General features: G+C 59.2%; 14 protein-coding genes. 3 read left to right on the forward strand and 11 right to left on the reverse strand.

Going from position 1 to position 17,706, the window contains the following annotated elements; translation table 11 throughout:
* Nucleotides 1–38 precede the first annotated feature (38 nt).
* From HWX48_RS08915 to HWX48_RS08925, 3 genes are all read right to left on the reverse strand, one after another.
* Complete coding sequence (locus HWX48_RS08915; RefSeq protein WP_175956740.1) at nt 39–782, reverse strand: hypothetical protein; 744 nt, start codon at nt 780–782, stop codon at nt 39–41.
* Nucleotides 769–3,516, reverse strand: coding sequence for a hypothetical protein (locus HWX48_RS08920; RefSeq protein ID WP_175956742.1), 2,748 nt, complete (start codon nt 3,514–3,516; stop codon nt 769–771). Before HWX48_RS08920 ends, HWX48_RS08915 begins: the two co-directional genes overlap by 14 nt.
* Nucleotides 3,517–3,979: 463 nt before the next feature.
* Nucleotides 3,980–4,708 carry a TetR family transcriptional regulator gene (locus tag HWX48_RS08925; RefSeq protein ID WP_175956744.1) on the reverse strand — a complete coding sequence of 243 codons (729 nt, stop codon included), beginning with the start codon at nt 4,706–4,708 and terminating at the stop codon, nt 3,980–3,982.
* Nucleotides 4,709–4,987: 279 nt separating this feature from the next.
* Between HWX48_RS08925 and HWX48_RS08930 the strand changes: the two genes are divergently transcribed.
* Both HWX48_RS08930 and guaA read left to right on the forward strand, forming a co-directional pair.
* Nucleotides 4,988–5,602, forward strand: coding sequence for a biotin transporter BioY (locus HWX48_RS08930; protein ID WP_175956746.1), 615 nt, complete (start codon nt 4,988–4,990; stop codon nt 5,600–5,602).
* A 148-nt stretch (nt 5,603–5,750) separates the two neighbouring features.
* Entirely contained in the window at nt 5,751–7,328 is a 1,578-nt protein-coding gene (gene guaA / locus HWX48_RS08935; protein WP_175956748.1) for a glutamine-hydrolyzing GMP synthase, read from the forward strand.
* 437 nt (nt 7,329–7,765) lie between these two features.
* Here the strand turns inward: guaA and HWX48_RS08940 are convergent, their stop codons facing one another.
* The 6 genes from HWX48_RS08940 to HWX48_RS08965 form a co-directional block, all read right to left on the reverse strand.
* Entirely contained in the window at nt 7,766–9,280 is a 1,515-nt protein-coding gene (locus tag HWX48_RS08940; RefSeq protein WP_175956750.1) for a hypothetical protein, read from the reverse strand.
* 17 nt (nt 9,281–9,297) lie between these two features.
* A complete protein-coding gene (locus HWX48_RS08945) occupies nt 9,298–9,702 on the reverse strand; it encodes a hypothetical protein (protein WP_175956752.1) in 405 nt (134 codons plus the stop codon).
* 73 nt (nt 9,703–9,775) lie between these two features.
* The gene (locus HWX48_RS08950; RefSeq protein ID WP_175956754.1) at nt 9,776–10,951 is read right to left on the reverse strand and encodes a S8 family serine peptidase; all 1,176 of its coding nucleotides are present in this window, start codon (nt 10,949–10,951) and stop codon (nt 9,776–9,778) included.
* Between the two features lie 139 nt (nt 10,952–11,090).
* Nucleotides 11,091–12,260, reverse strand: a complete 1,170-nt coding sequence (locus tag HWX48_RS08955; RefSeq protein ID WP_175956756.1) for a S8 family serine peptidase — start codon at nt 12,258–12,260, stop codon at nt 11,091–11,093.
* A gap of 139 nt (nt 12,261–12,399) precedes the next feature.
* Nucleotides 12,400–13,569 (reverse strand): S8 family serine peptidase, encoded by a 1,170-nt coding sequence (locus HWX48_RS08960; protein WP_175956758.1) that lies wholly within the window; start codon nt 13,567–13,569, stop codon nt 12,400–12,402.
* A 410-nt stretch (nt 13,570–13,979) separates the two neighbouring features.
* A complete protein-coding gene (locus HWX48_RS08965; protein WP_175956760.1) occupies nt 13,980–14,933 on the reverse strand; it encodes a CPBP family intramembrane glutamic endopeptidase in 954 nt (317 codons plus the stop codon).
* Nucleotides 14,934–15,125: 192 nt separating this feature from the next.
* Between HWX48_RS08965 and HWX48_RS08970 the strand changes: the two genes are divergently transcribed.
* Nucleotides 15,126–16,037, forward strand: coding sequence for a TatD family hydrolase (locus HWX48_RS08970; RefSeq protein ID WP_175956762.1), 912 nt, complete (start codon nt 15,126–15,128; stop codon nt 16,035–16,037).
* Between the two features lie 12 nt (nt 16,038–16,049).
* Here HWX48_RS08970 and HWX48_RS08975 read toward each other — a convergent pair whose 3' ends face one another.
* Nucleotides 16,050–16,775, reverse strand: coding sequence for an ABC transporter ATP-binding protein (locus HWX48_RS08975; protein WP_175956764.1), 726 nt, complete (start codon nt 16,773–16,775; stop codon nt 16,050–16,052).
* The gene (locus tag HWX48_RS08980) at nt 16,775–17,500 is read right to left on the reverse strand and encodes an ABC transporter permease (RefSeq protein ID WP_175956766.1); all 726 of its coding nucleotides are present in this window, start codon (nt 17,498–17,500) and stop codon (nt 16,775–16,777) included. The genes HWX48_RS08975 and HWX48_RS08980 overlap by 1 nt, the downstream gene beginning before the upstream one ends.
* Nucleotides 17,501–17,706 lie beyond the last annotated feature (206 nt).

Here is a 17,706-nt window from a genome sequence, read left to right on the forward strand (position 1 = left end):
ATGTTTTCTTGCGAGATTCCCTTAACGGACTAAAAGGCCTACCTGTAGTCCCGGGGCGGCGGGTCTTCGAAGCGCGTCTTTGGAACCCATTTCATAGTGTCGAGTAGTTTCTTGTCTTCTTCGAGAAATGGTGGAACACTCCCGTCTGCCGGGCGCTTAAGGCGAGCTGAATGTAATGTGATTGTCCAGAGGCCGTCGCATCGCCAGACACGCCATTTTTCGATCCGTTTGCCGGTCACTCTGTACTTTGTGATTAGGGTGTAGCCCAGGGCGAGGTTGCCATCGATGTAGCGAGGCGGTAGAGCGTACCTGATTGTTTCTTCTCCACCGCCGTTGGTCACTTCCACGGTGTTGAGATCGCCAGCCATTTCAATATACCGTTGTCGGAAATCCTCAGGAGATTCCGGGATTACAGGATCGCCAAGAGGTGTCACCCCGTAATACACATACACTGCATCGGCAAAAACGGGACTTTCCAGAAGGGCTTCTCGAGTGAGGTTTGCTCGACCGTGAGTGTTTGCCTTCGTATCGTGCGCTACCTCGGTGTAGTGGTTGTACTTGACCTCGTAGGGGATAGGGTCTTGATTTTCGAAGGGACCAAAGATGACGCCTTCAGTGGGTGGGCCGGTATGTGTTCCGCTGCAGGTGGGGCCGGTGTAGTCGGCGGGGAGTTCAGGGTAGTCGGCGAGCATGCCTTCGGGTGGAGGCGGGCTGCACGCAGCAAGCGCCGAGGCTAGCGACAATGCTGCGAGAGCGGTGAGGAAGCGTTTAGTCCGTGTCATGAGCATTCTTCCATCCGGTTTCCACTCTCTCTCGAAGAGCATCGATTGCTTGCAAGTGACTGGCAAACCCTGGGTTGTTTGAGAGATACGTGTCAAAGATGTCCTTTTCAGAATCGGACATCTGATCGTATGGTTTGAAAACGGTGGTCACTCCAGCTATTTCTCGAGGAACTTCTGTGAAGGTTTCTCCGTGGTAGGGCGGGATTTCTTCAATGGTTGTCAATGCTCGGCGGTACAGCAGATCAATATCTCTGCTGAAATCGTATGCGGTCTCTTTGCGCTGGTCCGTTAGGCTCACGCCAGGTTGTGGGGGCTGGATTGCGTCAGCAAATTGGCCCGCAACGGACTCCTTCATCTCGTCGATGCCTGGAATGTTATCTCCTCTTTTGAGTGTGACAAGATCCAATGCGAATTCACCGGCTTGTGCCAGGCGTTCATTTCTCTCTGCATAGACCTCGCGTAACTCTTTTGCGGCATGTATGGGTTCAAGGTGAGTGTATCCAAGGATCTTGCCCCATCGGCTGAGCGCATTGTCCGTACCAGAACCGGCAGAATTGATAGTGGAATGCAAGTCTTGATTGAGGCCAAGGATAGCGGCCTTACGCAGATAATCGAGCGCTGGTGGGTGTCCATTCGGGTGGGAGACCCTGTATTGAGGATCGTTAAAAAGGGTCGCGCGTGCTTCGTCAAAGGCGAGATCTGCAATGACCCCGTTGTGACGACTGATGCTGCTCGCGAGGAGAGAGCCTACCTTGATTCTGTAGGGGTTGCCGTCGGTTCTGGCACTTATGTGACTGTCCTCTTCGTTAGTGCTTTCCGACATTCCAATCGCAAGATCCTCGGCACGGAAGGCGAGCACCTTGCCCATCCACGGTCGCAGTTCGGCATTGGAATACCCGTAGATATCTTGGCCTAGGTATTTATCGTCGTCTCCATGGTCTCGGTTGAGTCCATCCTGGTAGCCCTCGATAAAGTTCAAAGCTACAGTGGCGCTGACTTTTCCTGTGTGTCGGGAACGTTGCCACGCGGCCTTTGCCTCCTCAAAGTCCTTCGGGTTGTCGAAATCTCCTCGTAGAGGTTCCTTCAGATGGGGGTGTGTTTCCGGGGCAGTCACGTCCGCGATCATATTCCCGAATGCGTGTCCACGATCCATGAAGCCAAAGCTGCCTTCGAAGGACTGATTTCGGTGTCCTGCAAGATAGCGGGCAAAGGAAACGGTCTTGTCAGTGCTCTGGTTACCTTCGATCACTTTGACCGTAAAAGGAGCCTCTTTCGATAGGAAATCACCAATTGCATTGAGCCTGTCACGTTCCTGAATCCTCTGAGGAGAATCCTCCGGTAGTCCTTCGAGAGAATCGGGTGTGTCGGACAGGAGGAAGATCGACTGCATGGGGTCTAGTAGAGCGCTATTGGTGCCGAGCAGAAGGTCATAAGGTGCTCGACCCTCGTTGCGCGCAGCGCTGAGTCCTGCTCCGCTCTCACGGTCCCATAGAAGAATGTCCTCTGCCAGGGAGGGAGTGTGTTGGCCGTCTGTTCCCTCATGTCCGCTGTAGAACGCGGCACCCAAGGTAAGGTTGGGGTTGCGATTTGCCGCGTGACCAGTCAGCTGGCTAAAGAGGTTGTATCCCTCAATATCTGTGTGTGCATCGAAATAGTCACTGCCTTGAGGGCTGATGAGCTTCCGGCCGCTCTCATGGATCTCCTGCAGCTCATGGGCAAGCATCTCATCGTAGGAACGACCAGATTTGCCGATAAGACCAGCCTTCACCTGGTCGAAGCTCTCTTGAGAGAGGGAGGTGTCGCCAGAATAGTTTGCGCCGCCCGTCGCGAGCGCCAACATGGTACCAACGGAGGCGAGAAGATCAGATCGTTCCTTTTCGTGGGGGATCATAGAGCCAGGCATGCCGGGTGCAATGCGCATAGCGAATTGATAGAGGTCCTCCGCACTGACCTGATCAAGAACAGCGCGACTATAGAACGGGTCCTTCAAAAGCTCGCCGTACTTCTCATGGAACGCAAGGAGTTCCTCGGTCGTCAGATCCTTGTCCCGTATCCCTTGGGAAATGTCGTCGGCTAACGACAACGCATGCTCCCACTGGGCCTGACCGTCAATCAGAGGAATGTCATCAAACAAGGCTGCTCCGATAGCCTCGCGGCTTTCGGCTGCGGCTTTCGCAGGGACGATCTGGTCCTGAAGGGTCCGAAGTAAGCGGGCAACATCACCCGCAGCCTCGTCAAGGAAGCGGATCTTCGACTCGTAGGATTGGCGGATCCTCACAAGTTCCTCATCGCGGAGTGTATATGCACGCTCCCGTTGTGCTCCAAAATGCGATGCGGGAGGGGACGTGGGGCTGTTCTGGGCATTCATCTCATCGATGTTGATGTCTGCGATAGCCTGCTCGCATATGCGATTGGCTTCGTCCCAGTCGTCCCACAAGGCCGGAAGTGAAACGTTAATCGTCGAACCCAGCAAGTCGCCCCATTCATTAATGCTCTCCGCGGCTTTGCCTAAGCGAGGCGCCAGATCACGTACCTTGCTCCCCAGCGTCTGTAACTGTGACACGTAGGCCTCTGCTGCCTCACCCACCCACTCTGGGCGCCGGGTGCGCGCAGTATCCACCGATATCTGGGTGCCATTAATGATGTAAGAAATGCGCTGGAGCTCGCCTGCGATGCGGTACAGCTGTGGGCGACGGTCTTCTGGTGCGGGAAGCGCGTTCATGCCACGGGTCATTAGCCGAGCCTTTCAGCAAGAAGTCTGAACTGGTCAGATACCTCGTACTCTGAGCGATCGAAGTTGGAGATCGCTTTCTCTTGCCCCGAACCCATGAGTGCGCACGCGTCTGAATACTCTAAGAGGACAAGCCTCATCACCCGGCAGAAGGTCTGGAGCTGAGACTGTAGAGATCGTGTCCCCTCTCCATCGCCGCACGGCATGTCAGGAACTGCTCCGGCTGCCTCACGATAGGGCATGGAAGCACCTGCCGAAGAAAAAACCTCGCTGTCGTGCCAGTCTTTCTTGATGCTGATTCCTATCGAATCTCGATCGAAACCTACTTCTTGCAATGCGCTCACCTGCCTGTGTGCTGTCAACTACTTCGTACTGTAACAAGGCTGAGGGACTCGGGGTGGGTGAATCGGATACAGACTATGGTGAAACAGTACGCTCCGATGCGCATGGTGGCATCATATGTCCCTCATTCCCCGCTGCCCGCTCCCATGCTCAGGAGCACTGCGGCACCGGCAATAATGAGCTCAACGCCTTGAGTGAACCCCTGATTGGCCTGCGCTTGAAGGGTTTGCTCGCGCTCGGTGTTCTTAGGAGCCTCGGCATCCGTTGCGCTAGCGTCAAGTGCGGCCATACTCTGGCGCTGCTGCTCGTGGAAGGTCGCGCCCACCACGTAATGCCCTAGCGTTGAAGTGATCAGGTCAATCGCCGTTTCCGATGCGCCCTCAGCTCGCAAGGAATCCGCACATTGCGCGCGCAAGGGCAGCTCCACGCGCCCCAACGCCAAGGAAGAGGACACCAGTTCTGCCCCGTCGGTGTAGCTCATCAGACACTCGCGGACCTCTGCCGCAGTGTGGCGAATCTGGACCTCCCAAGGGAGCGGGGTGGTGGCCTCGCCAATCGGAGCAGAGGTGTCAATCGCGGCGCCGGTCAGAATATGCGCAGACATTGCGGCGAGCAGGGTCTGCTTATCCGCGAAATGCCAGTACAGGGCCGAAGGCTGCACGTCCAGGTGTGTGGCCAGGCGGCGCATGGTCAGCGAAGCGAGGCCGCCCTCGTTCAAAAGCGTGCAGGCGGCGCGGATGATGTCCTCACGCCGATAGCGCGGACGCGACGAGGGCGCCGCGGGCGCAGAAGTGGAGGAAGCACGGGCAGGAGGAGGGGAGGCGAGGGGAGGGGAAGTTTGGAAGGCAGTCATGTTTCAAGATATGGACAAAAGAGGGCGTTGTGGGCAAGAAGTGAATCGTTAACAGTATAGTGAACACTGTTCACCTGAACGGTGTTCAGGAAGGGTGGTTGACATCAGTTGCTCGCCTGACACCACACAACAGCCGACGCGCGGTGTTCTGTTCTAACAACGCTGAGGGCCCCTAGCTCTCGCTTCGCCCTCGCCCCCACAAAACGAGGAAACGCGGGGCAAACGCAGGGTAAGCGCAGGGCAGTCGCAGCGCGTGCCGGCATCGAGAAAGGTTTTCCTTTGAGCGTTATTGCACCCACCTCCACGACCTCGGCTACCCTCGCCTCCGCCCGCCGTGTCAGTGAAGCCCGCGTCCTCGCCGACCTTGTGGGAGGCACCCGCGTCCGCGACGCCGTCATCGTGCTCGCAGGAACCGCGCTGCTCGCCATCGCCGCACAGGTCCAGATTCCCCTACCTTTCACCCCCGTGCCCGTCTCCCTGGCGACCCTGGCCGTCATGCTCATCGCGGGTACATCGGGCCTGGGGCGCGCCGCTGCCTCTACCGGTCTCTACGCAGCCCTGGGTGTGGCTGGTCTGCCAATCTTCGCAGCGGGCCGTGCGGGCTGGGCCATCCCCTCGCTGGGCTACATCCTTGGCTACATCCTGGCCGCAGTGCTCATTGGATGGGTTGCTCAACGCGCCATCGGCCGCTCCCTGTGGGCACTGCTCGCCGCAGGCGTCCTCGCCTCCACTCTGGTTTATGCCGCTGGCCTGGCGTGGCTGGTGCCCTTCACTGGCATGAGCCTGGCTGAAGGTCTGAGCGTCGGTGTCCTGCCCTTCCTCATTGGTGACGCCCTCAAGATCGCAGTGTTCGCCGGCATGATGCTTCTTGGATACCGCGCCCTCGACAAGTGAGCATTGGTCAGTGTTCAACACACTAATCGGCACTGCGCGCTGCCGAGACAAAGGTAGCATTATGCGACAGTGAGAACCGCAACGCCTGGAGGTCCAAAGGGCCTCCAGGCGTTCCTTTCCCCCAAGGCAGACAGGTAGCATTAGACCCGTGAGCACAACTGGAAATCAGAATCGCCCTGTCCTTGTCGTCGACTTTGGCGCACAGTACGCCCAATTGATCGCCCGCCGCGTGCGCGAAGCCTCGGTCTATTCCGAGATCGTCCCGCACACCATGCCCGTCGAGCAGATGCTCGCCAAGGATCCGGCAGCGATCATCCTCTCGGGCGGACCCTCTTCGGTGTACGAGGACGGCGCCCCCAGCATCGACGCCAGCATCTTCGACGCGGGCGTGCCCGTCCTGGGAATCTGCTACGGCTTCCAAACCATGGCCCACGCCCTCGGCGGAACCGTTGGCCGCACCGGTACCCGCGAATACGGCCACACTCCCGCCACCGTCGCAGGCGACTCCTGCCTCTTCTCCGGCACCCCCGTTGAGCAGGCCGTATGGATGAGCCACGGGGATGCGGTCCAGGCCGCCCCCGAAGGCTTCACCGTCACCGCCTCAACCTCAGAAACCCCAGTCGCCGCCTTCGAATCACGCGAACGCCGCCTCTTTGGCCTGCAATGGCACCCCGAGGTTATGCACTCCGAGCACGGCCAGGATGCCCTGAAGAACTTCCTCTACGAGGGCGCGGGCATTGAACCAACCTGGACCCCGGGCTCCATCATTGACGAGCAGGTTGCACGCATCCGCGAGCAGGTCGGTGACGCTCACGTCATCTGCGGCCTGTCGGGCGGCGTGGACTCCTCTGTCGCAGCCGCCCTCGTGCACAAGGCCGTTGGCGATCAGCTCACCTGCATCTTCGTTGACCACGGCCTGCTGCGCGCCGGTGAGCGCGAACAGGTCGAGGAAGACTACGCCAAGGGTATGGGTATCCGCGTCATCACCGTGGACGAATCCCAGCGCTTCCTTGACGCCCTGGCGGGCGTGACCGAACCTGAAGCCAAGCGTAAGATCATTGGCCGCGAATTCATTCGCTCCTTCGAGGCCGCCCAGCGTCGCGTCATTGAAGAGGTCGGCGCCGCCGGTGCGGAGATTAAGTTCCTCGTTCAGGGCACGCTCTACCCCGATGTCGTTGAGTCTGGTGGCGGCGAGGGCGCAGCCAACATTAAGTCCCACCACAATGTGGGCGGCCTACCTGAGGACCTGCAGTTCGAACTCGTTGAGCCCCTGCGTGACCTCTTCAAGGACGAGGTGCGTACCATCGGCCGTGAGCTGGGCGTTCCCGAGAAGATCGTTGCCCGCCAGCCCTTCCCTGGCCCCGGCCTGGGTATTCGCGTGATTGGCGAGGTCACCGCCCATAACCTGGAGATTTTGCGTGCGGCTGATCTGATTGCTCGCGAGGAACTGACCGCCGCTGGCCTGGATGGTGAGATCTGGCAGTGTCCCGTGGTGCTGCTGGCCGATGTGCGTTCGGTGGGTGTGCAGGGCGATGGCCGCACCTATGGCCATCCGATTGTGCTGCGCCCGGTGTCTTCCGAGGATGCGATGACGGCTGACTGGACGCGCCTGCCTTACGAGGTTCTGGCTCGTATTTCGACGCGCATTACCAACTCGGTGCCCGACGTGAACCGCGTGGTTTTGGATGTGACCTCGAAGCCGCCGGCCACCATCGAGTGGGAGTGAGCGCGGCGCTCAATGCCTACCTGGTAAAGGTCTGAAGGCTGGGCACCCCTGTGGAGGGGTGCCCAGCCTTTTGTTGAGGCTAATCCCGCCTTTTTGTTGGGGGCCACCCAGTTTTTTGTTGGGGGCCACCCAGGCTTAGTGGGGTCATTGAAGAGGTCGTGTGCGGCGCTGCTGTTGGTGTGTTGGTGTGTTCTTGCTGTGTTGTTGGTGTGTTGGGGTAGCGTCGGTGCGTTTGGTCGCCACGGGTATGTGTCAGCGCCTTTGGTACGTGGCATGCCACGTACCAAAGGCGCTGAGGCGTACCAATAGCAGAGGGGCCTTCGACTTCGCCTAGGATGCTCACTGTGGACGATACAGCGAAAGCACTTCGACAACTCCAAGCGCCTTCCAAAGCAGTACTGGCATGCTGGAAGGAGCATCGGAGAGCGTGCCAGTCCTCATTCCCACCTGTCGTCAGGTTCGTTGAAGGTCATGGGCTTCATGGAGGCCGAGTCACCAGCGCCCGCTCCTTCAGAAAGCCGGATAGGGCGGCGCTCATCATCACGTACACGGACCACCTGGTAGCCCACGCGGCTCTTTCCACTCTGACGATCAGAAGAGGAAGACGTCGCAGCACCGGGCGCGTAGGCACCCGGCACACCGGGAGCTCCAGGTGCTCCCGCAGTACTCGAAACACCGGGAGCGTTCATCCCCGCAGCTGATCCCATACCTGGACCCGCCGCGCCAACATTCGTTCCTGCGAGGCCGGGGGCAACCCCAGGTGTCAAACCGGGCGTAATGCCGGAGCGAGCCATCCCCGCAACGCCAGAGGCAGGGGAAACCCCCGCTGCGGAAGTACCGGGGGCTCGCAAGCCTGATAGGGCTGAAGCTGTGGATACGCCGCTTGCAGAGGAGCTGCCTGGTCCAAAGCCAGCAGTGCCATAGGCTGAGGCGCCAGAACCGGGTGTGGGCGCTGTCCCTTGAGTGCCGAGCAGCGTGGAACGGCCCAAGGCTGCGGCTCCTCCGCCACCAAGGAGCATTCCAGCACTAATGGAAGCACGGGAGGAACCTGCAGGGGGCTGAGAGTGTTGAGAACTCCAACGAGGATCGGCGCCGTCAGTGACATGGGCGGGCAGGTAGCCGCCGATCGGGCCATCAGAACTCATACGAGGGTTGATGGGGGTCCGGTATAGATCCAGGTGGCGCAGGGCTTGAGGATCATTGACCGGTTCGTTGCGGCTGCCAGGTCCTGTTGCCGGTGGGCGGCGGTACACGCCATTGGGATTGATAGGGGTGCCGATACGTGGTTCTGTGCCACTTCGCCGCTCGGGGATGATGGGGCCAAAGATACCGCGACGTGATGCGGCTAGACCTGCGGCGCCTGCTGCACCTAGTGCAGAGGCGGGGGCGAGGGAACTGGCGTCAGGAGGAGTGTTAGAGCTAGGGTGCGTTCGGACATTTCCAGTCTCGTCCCTGAGAGCCTGCGTGTAGTCGGAAATCTCGCCATCCATGGCGCTCAAGGCAGCGGCAGCGGCCGCCTCACGTTCACGATTCGCTTGTTCCCGCAGCGCCGCCAGATAGGCTTCCGGTGTCACGTACTGCCCGTCAAGGAAGACTCTGTCTTCCGCGTAAAGGGTCTGTTCTGTTGTACGGTCCACCAGGCGACGGGGGAGCTCATCATATGCTGCAATAGCGCGGCGCATGCTCTCACGTGCGCGTTCATGATGTCCGATAAAGGCATCAATCAAACGCTCTTGTTGGGCGAGTTCCTCATTGAGCGTAGAGAGACTTTGTTGAGCGGCTATGAGTGCCTCACCCTCCATGGCATGGGCCATCTGGGCAGAGGCGTCCTCCAGTTTCTGGCGTAGGGCAGCTACAGAGTCTTTCCCGGACTTTAGGACAAGGACATCGTGGTCAGAGTAGCTGAGATCCTTGAGGGAACCGAGTTTGTCGTAATTAGTCGTATCCAACATCTGACTGCGCTATTCTCTCAACTCCACTGGACTAAACCGCCAGGGGCGCTCTGCGCGTGGTTAATGGTGCGAGGTTCCGGAGAATGAGTGAGGTCACGTTCCTGGATTCGGAGGAGCTCAGCAAGCTCATCATCGGTGGTATCTGCGCGGGCTGCAGCTTCGTGCACCTTGAGGGAAAACTCTTCCACTCGTTTAGAGAGCTGTCGTAGTGAATCCTCCACAAACAGCAGCCTGCTGGAATAGACCTCGCCGAAGTTTGCTGGTGCGCCTAGGAGGGCAGTGCCCCATTTTCTTTCTCCTTGACTTTGGGCGGCATCCTTCACGCGGTCTCTAGCCGTACTCGCATGAGCATCAATCGCAGCATCTACCTCAGCGGCAATATGGCGCACCTCATCGGAGTGATAACTGATCTGTTCGGTCACGAAGCATCCTTCCAAAACGGCCTATACTCACTGTCTTTAAGAGTATCGACTCTGCGTCATCGGCGGGCCATTTTCAGTGAGTATTTGAAAGGAAGCCCGCAGCTTCTTCTGCGTCGTGGATGCGTTTCATGTAGCGGGGGGAGGAGCCGAATTGACCGACTCTTTTGACGCGCTCGCCTTTTTGGGGGATGTCGCTGCCGCGGTAGGTGTAGGAGGTGTCGTAGAAGAGGTCTTCGTAGCGCCACACCCCATCATCGTAATCCCGCAGGAATTTACGGTCGCGATCAACGTTGAAGCGCTGCTTGTCGAGCAAGGGGTTGGTGTCTTCGAGTGTGGTGGGGTCTGGGTGTTGAGCGAAGACGCCAACATTCATGGCGCCGTAGCCGCATTTATCAGACCAGTGGTACTTCGCTTCGCAGGGCAGGGCGGTTTCGAGGAGGGCTCGAGTGAGTTGGTTACCGGTAGCCTTGGGCCACTTTTGCATGCCTAAAGCTAAAGCACCTGCCACCATAGGGGCAGAAAAGGATGTGCCTTGCTGGTGGGGTGTGATGCGGGTGAGTGCTCCGCTGTCATCAGGGTCGCGTAAGGTGATCTCTTCGCCAAGGGCGGTGAGGGTGAGACCTATGCCGTGGGTTGCCCACTCTGATGGGGTCCCGTCGAGGGTGTGGGAGCCCACAGCGATAGCACCATTTGTCTCCATACCAGTTGTTTCGAGCGCGTTGCCGTTGTTACCCGCTCCCCAGACCACGGGTACATTCAAACGAGCCGCGCGCAGGACGGCTAGTCGATCGCTAAACCCTGCGCCCTCGTCACTGGTGACTTGGATGGTGATGATGTCAACGTCTTTGGATAGGGCGTCGTGGATGGCATCCCAGATCTCCCACCTGCAGGTGTCTGATTTTGTTTCTGCATAGGCGATGGGGTAGCTAAGGAGTGTGGCTTTCGGCGCCCAACCGTAGTCTTTGGAAAGGAGGACAGAAGCAACGGCGGTTGCGTGGCTTGTGTCGTCAAGGCCTTTTTGGATGGGACATTTTTCGACAGATTCGATGCTGGCACCGGCCAGTTCAGGCACGCTGGTGTCAACCCAGCCATCAAGCATGGCAATAGTGATCCCGGAGCCGTTGAGTCCCTTGGCGTGAGCGTTTTTGAACCCGTAGACCTCAACGTAAGGCTGGTCGGTAATAATGCCATCGTCAGCTATGGCACCGGTCGCGTTGACGACACTTAAAGCCAGGGTCAGAGCGATCACGCCGCATAGTCGCCTCAGATTCCGCATCACACCACACTCCAGTCTTTTCCGTTTGAGTTATCCATTGTCCTGGCAGCGAGGACGGGCTCCTTACTGGTGGAGCGCATCCATCACTCAGGTTAATGCTTGGCAGGGGGATTTAGGTGCTTATCAGTCCGTCTGCTTGTTCGGCTTGGTGGACGCGTTTCATGTAGCGGGGGGAGGAGCCGAATTGGCCGACTCTTTTGACGCGCTCGCCTTTTTGGGGGATGTCGCTGCCGCGGTAGGTGTAGGAGGTGTCGTAGAAGAGGTCTTCGTAGCGCCACACCCCATCATCGTAATCCCGCAGGATTTTACGGTCGTGATCAACGTTGAAGCGCTGCTTGTCGAGCAAGGGGTTGGTGTCTTCGAGTGTGGTGGGGTCTGGGTGTTGGGCGAAGACGCCAACATTCATGGCGCCGTAGCCGCATTTATCAGACCAGTGGTACTTCGCTTCGCAGGGGATGGTGGTTTCGAGGAGGGCTCGGGTGAGTTGGTTGCCGGTAGCCTTGGGCCACTTTTGCATGCCTAAAGCTAAAGCACCTGCCACCATAGGGGCAGAAAAGGACGTGCCTCGTTGGCGTGGTGTGATGCGGGTGAGTGCTCCGCTGTCATCAGGGTCGCGTAAGGTGATCTCTTCGCCAAGGGCGGTGAGGGTGAGACCTCGACCGTAGGTTGCCCACTCCGAGGGGGTCCCGTCAAGGGTGTGGGAACCCACAGCGATAGCACCATTTGTCTCCATACCAGTTGTCTCGAGGGCGTTGCCGTTGTTACCCGCTCCCCAGACCACGGGTACATTCAAACGAGCCGCGCGCAAAACCGCCAGGCGGTTGCTGGAGTCAGTAAGATCGCTGCCGGTGACTTGGATGGTGATGATGTCAACGTCTTTGGATAGAGCATCGTGGATGGCATCCCAGATCTCCCACCTGCAGGTGTCTGATTTTGTTTCTGCATAGGCGATGGGATAGCTAAGGAGTGTGGCTTTCGGCGCCCAACCGTAGTCTTTGGAAAGGAGGACAGAAGCAACAGCGGTTGCGTGGCTTGTGTCGTCAAGGCCCTTTTGGATGGGACATTTTTCGACAGATTCGATGCTGGCACCGGCCAGCTCAGGCACGCTGGTGTCAACCCAGCCATCAAGCATGGCAATAGTGACCCCAGCACCATCCATGCCTTTAGCGTGAGCGTTCTTGAGGCCGTAAAAATCGGCGAACGGCTGGTCGGTAATAATGCCATCGTCAGCTACGGCACCGGTCGCGTTGACGACACTTAAAGCCAGGGTCAGAGCGATCACGCCGCATAGTCGCCTCAGATTCCGCATCACACCACACTCCAGTCTTTTCCGTTTGAGTTATCCATTGTCCTGGCAGCGAGGACGGGCTCCTTACTGGTGGAGCGCATCCATCACTCAGGTTAATGCTTGGCAGGGGGATTTAGGTGCTTATCAGTCCGTCTGCTTGTTCGGCTTGGTGGACGCGTTTCATGTAGCGGGGGGAGGAGCCGAATTGGCCGACTCTTTTGACGCGCTCGCCTTTTTGGGGGATGTCGCTGCCGCGGTAGGTGTAGGAGGTGTCGTAGAAGAGGTCTTCGTAGCGCCACACCCCATCATCGTAATCCCGCAGGATTTTACGGTCGTGATCAACGTTGAAGCGCTGCTTGTCGAGCAAGGGGTTGGTGTCTTCGAGTGTGGTGGGGTCTGGGTGTTGGGCGAAGACGCCGACATTCATGGCGCCGTAGCCGCATTTATCAGACCAGTGGTACTTCGCTTCGCAGGGGATGGTGGTTTCGAGGAGGGCTCGGGTGAGTTGGTTGCCGGTAGCCTTGGGCCATTTTTGCATGCCTAAAGCTAGGGCACCTGCCACCATAGGGGCGGAGACGGATGTGCCTCGTTGGTGGGAGGTAATACGGGTGAGTGCTCCACTGTCATCCGGGACGCGTAAGGTGATCTCTTCGCCAAGGGCGGTGAGGGTGAGACCTCGACCGTAGGTGGCCCACTCTGATGGGGTCCCGTCGAGGGTGTGGGAGCCCACAGCGATAGCACCATTTGTCTCCATGCCTGATGTTTCAGTCTCAGTTCCGGTATTACCAGAACTCCAGACTACAGGTACATTCATACGAGCCGCGCGCAGGACGGCTAGTCGATCGCTAAACCCTGCGCCCTCGTCACTGCTGATCTGGATGGTGATGATGTCAACGTCTTTGGATAGAGCATCGTGGATGGCATCCCAGATCTCCCACCTGCAGGTGTCTGACTTGGTCTCTGTGTCTGCGATGGGGTAGCTAAGGAGTGTGGCTTTCGGCGCCCAACCGTAGTCTTTGGAAAGGAGGATGGAAGCGACAGCGGTTGCGTGGCTTGTGTCGTCAAGGCCCTTTTGGATGGGACATTTTTCGACAGATTCGATGCTGGCACCGGCCAGCTCAGGCACGCTGGTGTCAACCCAGCCATCAAGCATGGCAATAGTGACCCCAGCACCATCCATGCCTTTAGCGTGAGCGTTCTTGAGGCCGTAAAAATCGGCGAACGGCTGGTCGGTAATAATGCCATCGTCAGCTACGGCACCGGTCGCGTTGACGACACTTAAAGCCAGGGTCAGAGCGATCACGCCGCATAGTCGCCTCAGATTCCGCATCACACCACACTCCAGTCTGTTCCGTTTGAGTTATCCATTGTCCTGGCAGCGAGAACGGGCTCCTTACTGGTGGAGCGCATCCATCACTCAGGTTAATGGCAGGAACGCGCATTTATGCGGTCATTGAGGGACAATCATTGCTTTAAATCCCTCACCGTCACACTTCGCAGCGGCAATCGACGTAGAAAAGGTGTGCTGACACGGACCACGACTAGCTGCCAGTCACCTCAGCCTCGCTCCATTCGGCTTTAGCCCGTGTATCAGGCCCGGTATTGATGGACTCGGCAAAGCACGGAACACAGCTTCTGCATCCAGCCCGCAGAGCTAACGGGCATGGGCACCGTCTCATCGAAAATGGCCCCTTGCACAGCACCAAGGACAGGCTAATTCACGGACCCCGGATCTGCAGGAGAAAGGCGGCTGAGCAGTACGAACGAAGCCACGCCAAGAAGGATTAAACCCGCCCCGCCAATTGCACCCGTGGGCAGAGGCCCGGTGAAAGGGTTACCTGCGGAGGCGGAAAACAACAGCCCGAAAGCAGCGGAGCCATTGAGCATCCCGTGAGCGAGGACCGCCGGAATCACCGAACCCGATCGCAGCGTCACATAGGACATGAACGCGCCCACCAGCGTCGTGAACACGCACATGGCCAGGATGCCCCCAATGGGGTAGGTGGCGTAATCGGTGCCGTAGTTGTGGCCTATAGCAATGATGGGCGCATGCCACAATCCCCAGACCAGGCCCGAGATCAGCAGGGTGACGGGCATGGAGAAAAGCTCGCGCAGCTTGGGCAGCAGGTAACCGCGCCACCCCCATTCCTCACCGAAACACGGAAGGAAATTCAACAGGGGAGCGAGCAATACGAGAGGCAACTGCACCCAGACGGCAGCGCGCAGCTGCTCATCCGATAGAGCGCTTTGCGGCACGCTGCCCCGCAGGGCCTGGCGTTGAGTCTCGACAAAGAAGCCTGACGAAGGGTCAAACTCCTGCGGGAAGAGTGCAAAGTATAAGAAAGCTCCGACCACAATCGCCGCCAGCGGAGCAAACCAGGCCAGCAGGTAATACTTCCACGTGCGCTTGAACTCTCGAGGCCGAATCCACACCCCCACCCACCCCTCGCCAGTGATCAGGCGCGTGGCAAGCACGGCCAGAGCCGGGGCGAACATGCCCGCCGCCAGGACGAGGCCACCCAAAGGACCCGGACCAGTCGGGGAGGAGAACACCATCGGGTAGAGCGCCCCAAACCACAGTGCCCACGCCATACCGAAGGCAAAGAGGCAGTAGATGACAATGCGGCGCATCGTTGCAGAACGGTGTATCTCAGTTGCAGTCTCCATACCTCCATTCTCCCTGAAAGACCGCTAAAGCGTTGAGGAGGCAAGTTGCCGATGAAGGCTTCTATGAGGCACAGTGTTGGCGAAGGCTGCCAAGAGGCGCAATGTCACCGTAGGCTGGTGGGGCCGCAGCCAAGCGCATGAGTACGGGCCACAGCCAAGCGCATGAGAAGGAATGAAGGAAGAAGGACACTCATGGGAAAGAAGCGCTCAAGGGTATGGCCCGGGGCCCCCGCGCCACTGGCCGGGCCAGTCATGGACAACCACACTCACCTGCCCGTCCACGAGCTGCAGATTCCCAAAGCTGACGGCGTTCGCCTCTCCCTCGACGATCAGATCGCCCGCGCGATCGACGCAAAGGTCACTCACCTCATTACCAGCGCCTGCGAGCTCCCCGAATTCGACCCCAGCCTCGAACTCACCCGCCGCTACCCCCAAGTGCGCGTCGCCCTGGCCCTCCACCCCAACGACGCTGCCCTGCACGCCGGGCACGCGGACGCCTCGCCGGACGGGCTGACCCCCCAACAGCGCGACTACCATATTCCGCTTGACGAGGCCCTCGCCGCCGTTGACTCCCGCTTAACAGATCCTTGCGTGGTGGCCGTGGGGGAGACCGGCCTGGACTACTACCGCACCGCCGAACCCGGCAGGGCCGCTCAGGCCGAATCCTTCCGCGCCCACCTGGAGATGGCGCGCGCCCACGGCCTGCCCCTCCAGATTCACGACCGTGACGCTCACGCGGACACCATCAGGGTCCTCAAAGACTCGGCCACCAGCGACTACCCGATCGTCTTCCACTGCTATTCAGGCGATGGCCCCATGGCTGACATCCTCGCCGAGCACGGCTGGTACGCCTCCTTCGCTGGGCCCATCACCTACCCCACGAATGAGGATCTGCGTGAGGGGCTGCGGCGGATGCCTCGCGAGTTGGTACTTGTCGAAACGGATGCGCCCTACCTCACCCCCGCGCCTCACCGGGGCAGCCCCAACGCCTCCTACGTCATGGCCCACACGGTGCGCGCCATCGCTGACCTGTGGGAATGCAGCGAGGAGCAGGCGTGCGCGCAGCTCATGGAGAACTCCCAGCGGGTATACGGCAGCTGGTGAGGGCGGCCTCGCTCATTCCTCAGAGGGCTTGGCTGCATCGGTGGCCGTGGCTGCATCGGCAGCCTCGCCGGGGGGCGTCTCCTCGCTGAGCACGCCATCAACAATCCGATACACGCGGTCGCAATACTCCAATAGACGCTGATCGTGGGTGACCATAATCGTCGTCTTCTTCGTCGCATGCGTGACCTCGCGCAAGAGCTTGACCGTCTCAAAAGCACGCTCTGAATCGAGGGCAGCAGTGGGCTCATCAGCCAGGATAATCTCCGGATCGTGCATCAACGCAGTCGCAATCGCCACGCGCTGACGCTCGCCCCCCGACAGGTCCGCCGGGTACTTATTCGCCAGCTTCGTAATGCCCAGGGACTCTAGCAGCTCATCGCGGCGTGCCAGGTCAGAGGAGCGTCTGGCCACCCGGTCATGCAGCAGCAACTGCTCGCCAACCTTGAGGAAGGGCACCAGGGAGGAGGCCTGCAAGATGAACCCGAGGTGCTCAAAACGCACCTGAGAACGCTCACGTTCGCTAGCCTGCCCAATGTCGGCGCCCGCCAGCGTGACCTCGCCCGTTGAGGGGGTCTGCAGGCCACCCAGGATCGTGAGGAAGGTGGACTTGCCCGACCCGGACGGGCCAATAATTGCCACGAGTTCCCCAGGGTGGGCCTCGAAATCGGTCATCCGCAGGGCATGAATGGTCTCATCGCCCTGGATGAAATCCTTAGAAACACCTGTGAGGGTAATCATCAGCCGATCGCCTCCAACGGGTCAATACGTGAAATCGTGCGAATCGGGGAGAGCGCACCGATCAGGGTAAAGAGGAAGAACGCGCCCGTCACAATGCCAAAGAGCGTGAGGTCAACCTGGAAGGGCACCTTGCCTTGCAGGAAATAGCCCGTCAGCCAAGCCAGGCCAACGCCGCTACCCACGCCCACAATGGTGAGCAGGACAGTCTGGATGGTGCCCGCCGACAGAATGTAGGAGGTTGGAATACCTTGGGCCTTCATAATGCCGAAGATCATGCGCTTTTGAAGGGTCAGCACGTAGATGAAAATGCCCAAAACGAAGGACAAGATCGCAATGAGTGAGCCGATCATGAGCGTGAAGGTCAGCGTCTGAGCGCGGTAGCCGGGCAGCTCCTCAATGAGCTCATCAATGCTCAGGGCTTCAAGTTTCAGATCGCTGAGGGCCTCAAGGTCCCCAGCGGGCGGCTGGTAGTCGATTAAGAGCGCTTGGGCGACCACCGTGTCATTACGGCTGGCGAGGGCGAAGGCGAAAGCCTCTGTGAAGTGATCTCGTGGGATGTAGAAGGTGGGGGCCACCTGGAAACGACGCGAGTCGGTGAAGCCACTGACCGTCCACGTCGTCTCGGAGTCAATGAGTTCCAAGGTGTCACCCACGGCGTAACCTTCGGCGCGTAGGGCCTCGTCAAGAAGGATTTCGTCCGTTTCACGAGGGTAACGCCCCTCCACCACCGGCACCGACGCGGGTTCGCCCTCGTCAATACCGAAGAGGAAAGCGCTGCGTTTGCCGGTGTCGGCCTCGTCCTCGCGGGCGGCTGCGGGGACCTCGTAGACGACGGGGCGGGCCAGCAGGGCCGTGCTGTTAGGCAGAACGTCGCCAACTTCCTTCGCGGTCGTCTCTGTAATGCGTGAGGCAACGAGGTTGCGGTTGGCGT

The sequence above is a fragment of the Schaalia sp. Marseille-Q2122 genome (assembly GCF_903645355.1).
Lineage (GTDB): Bacteria > Actinomycetota > Actinomycetes > Actinomycetales > Actinomycetaceae > Pauljensenia.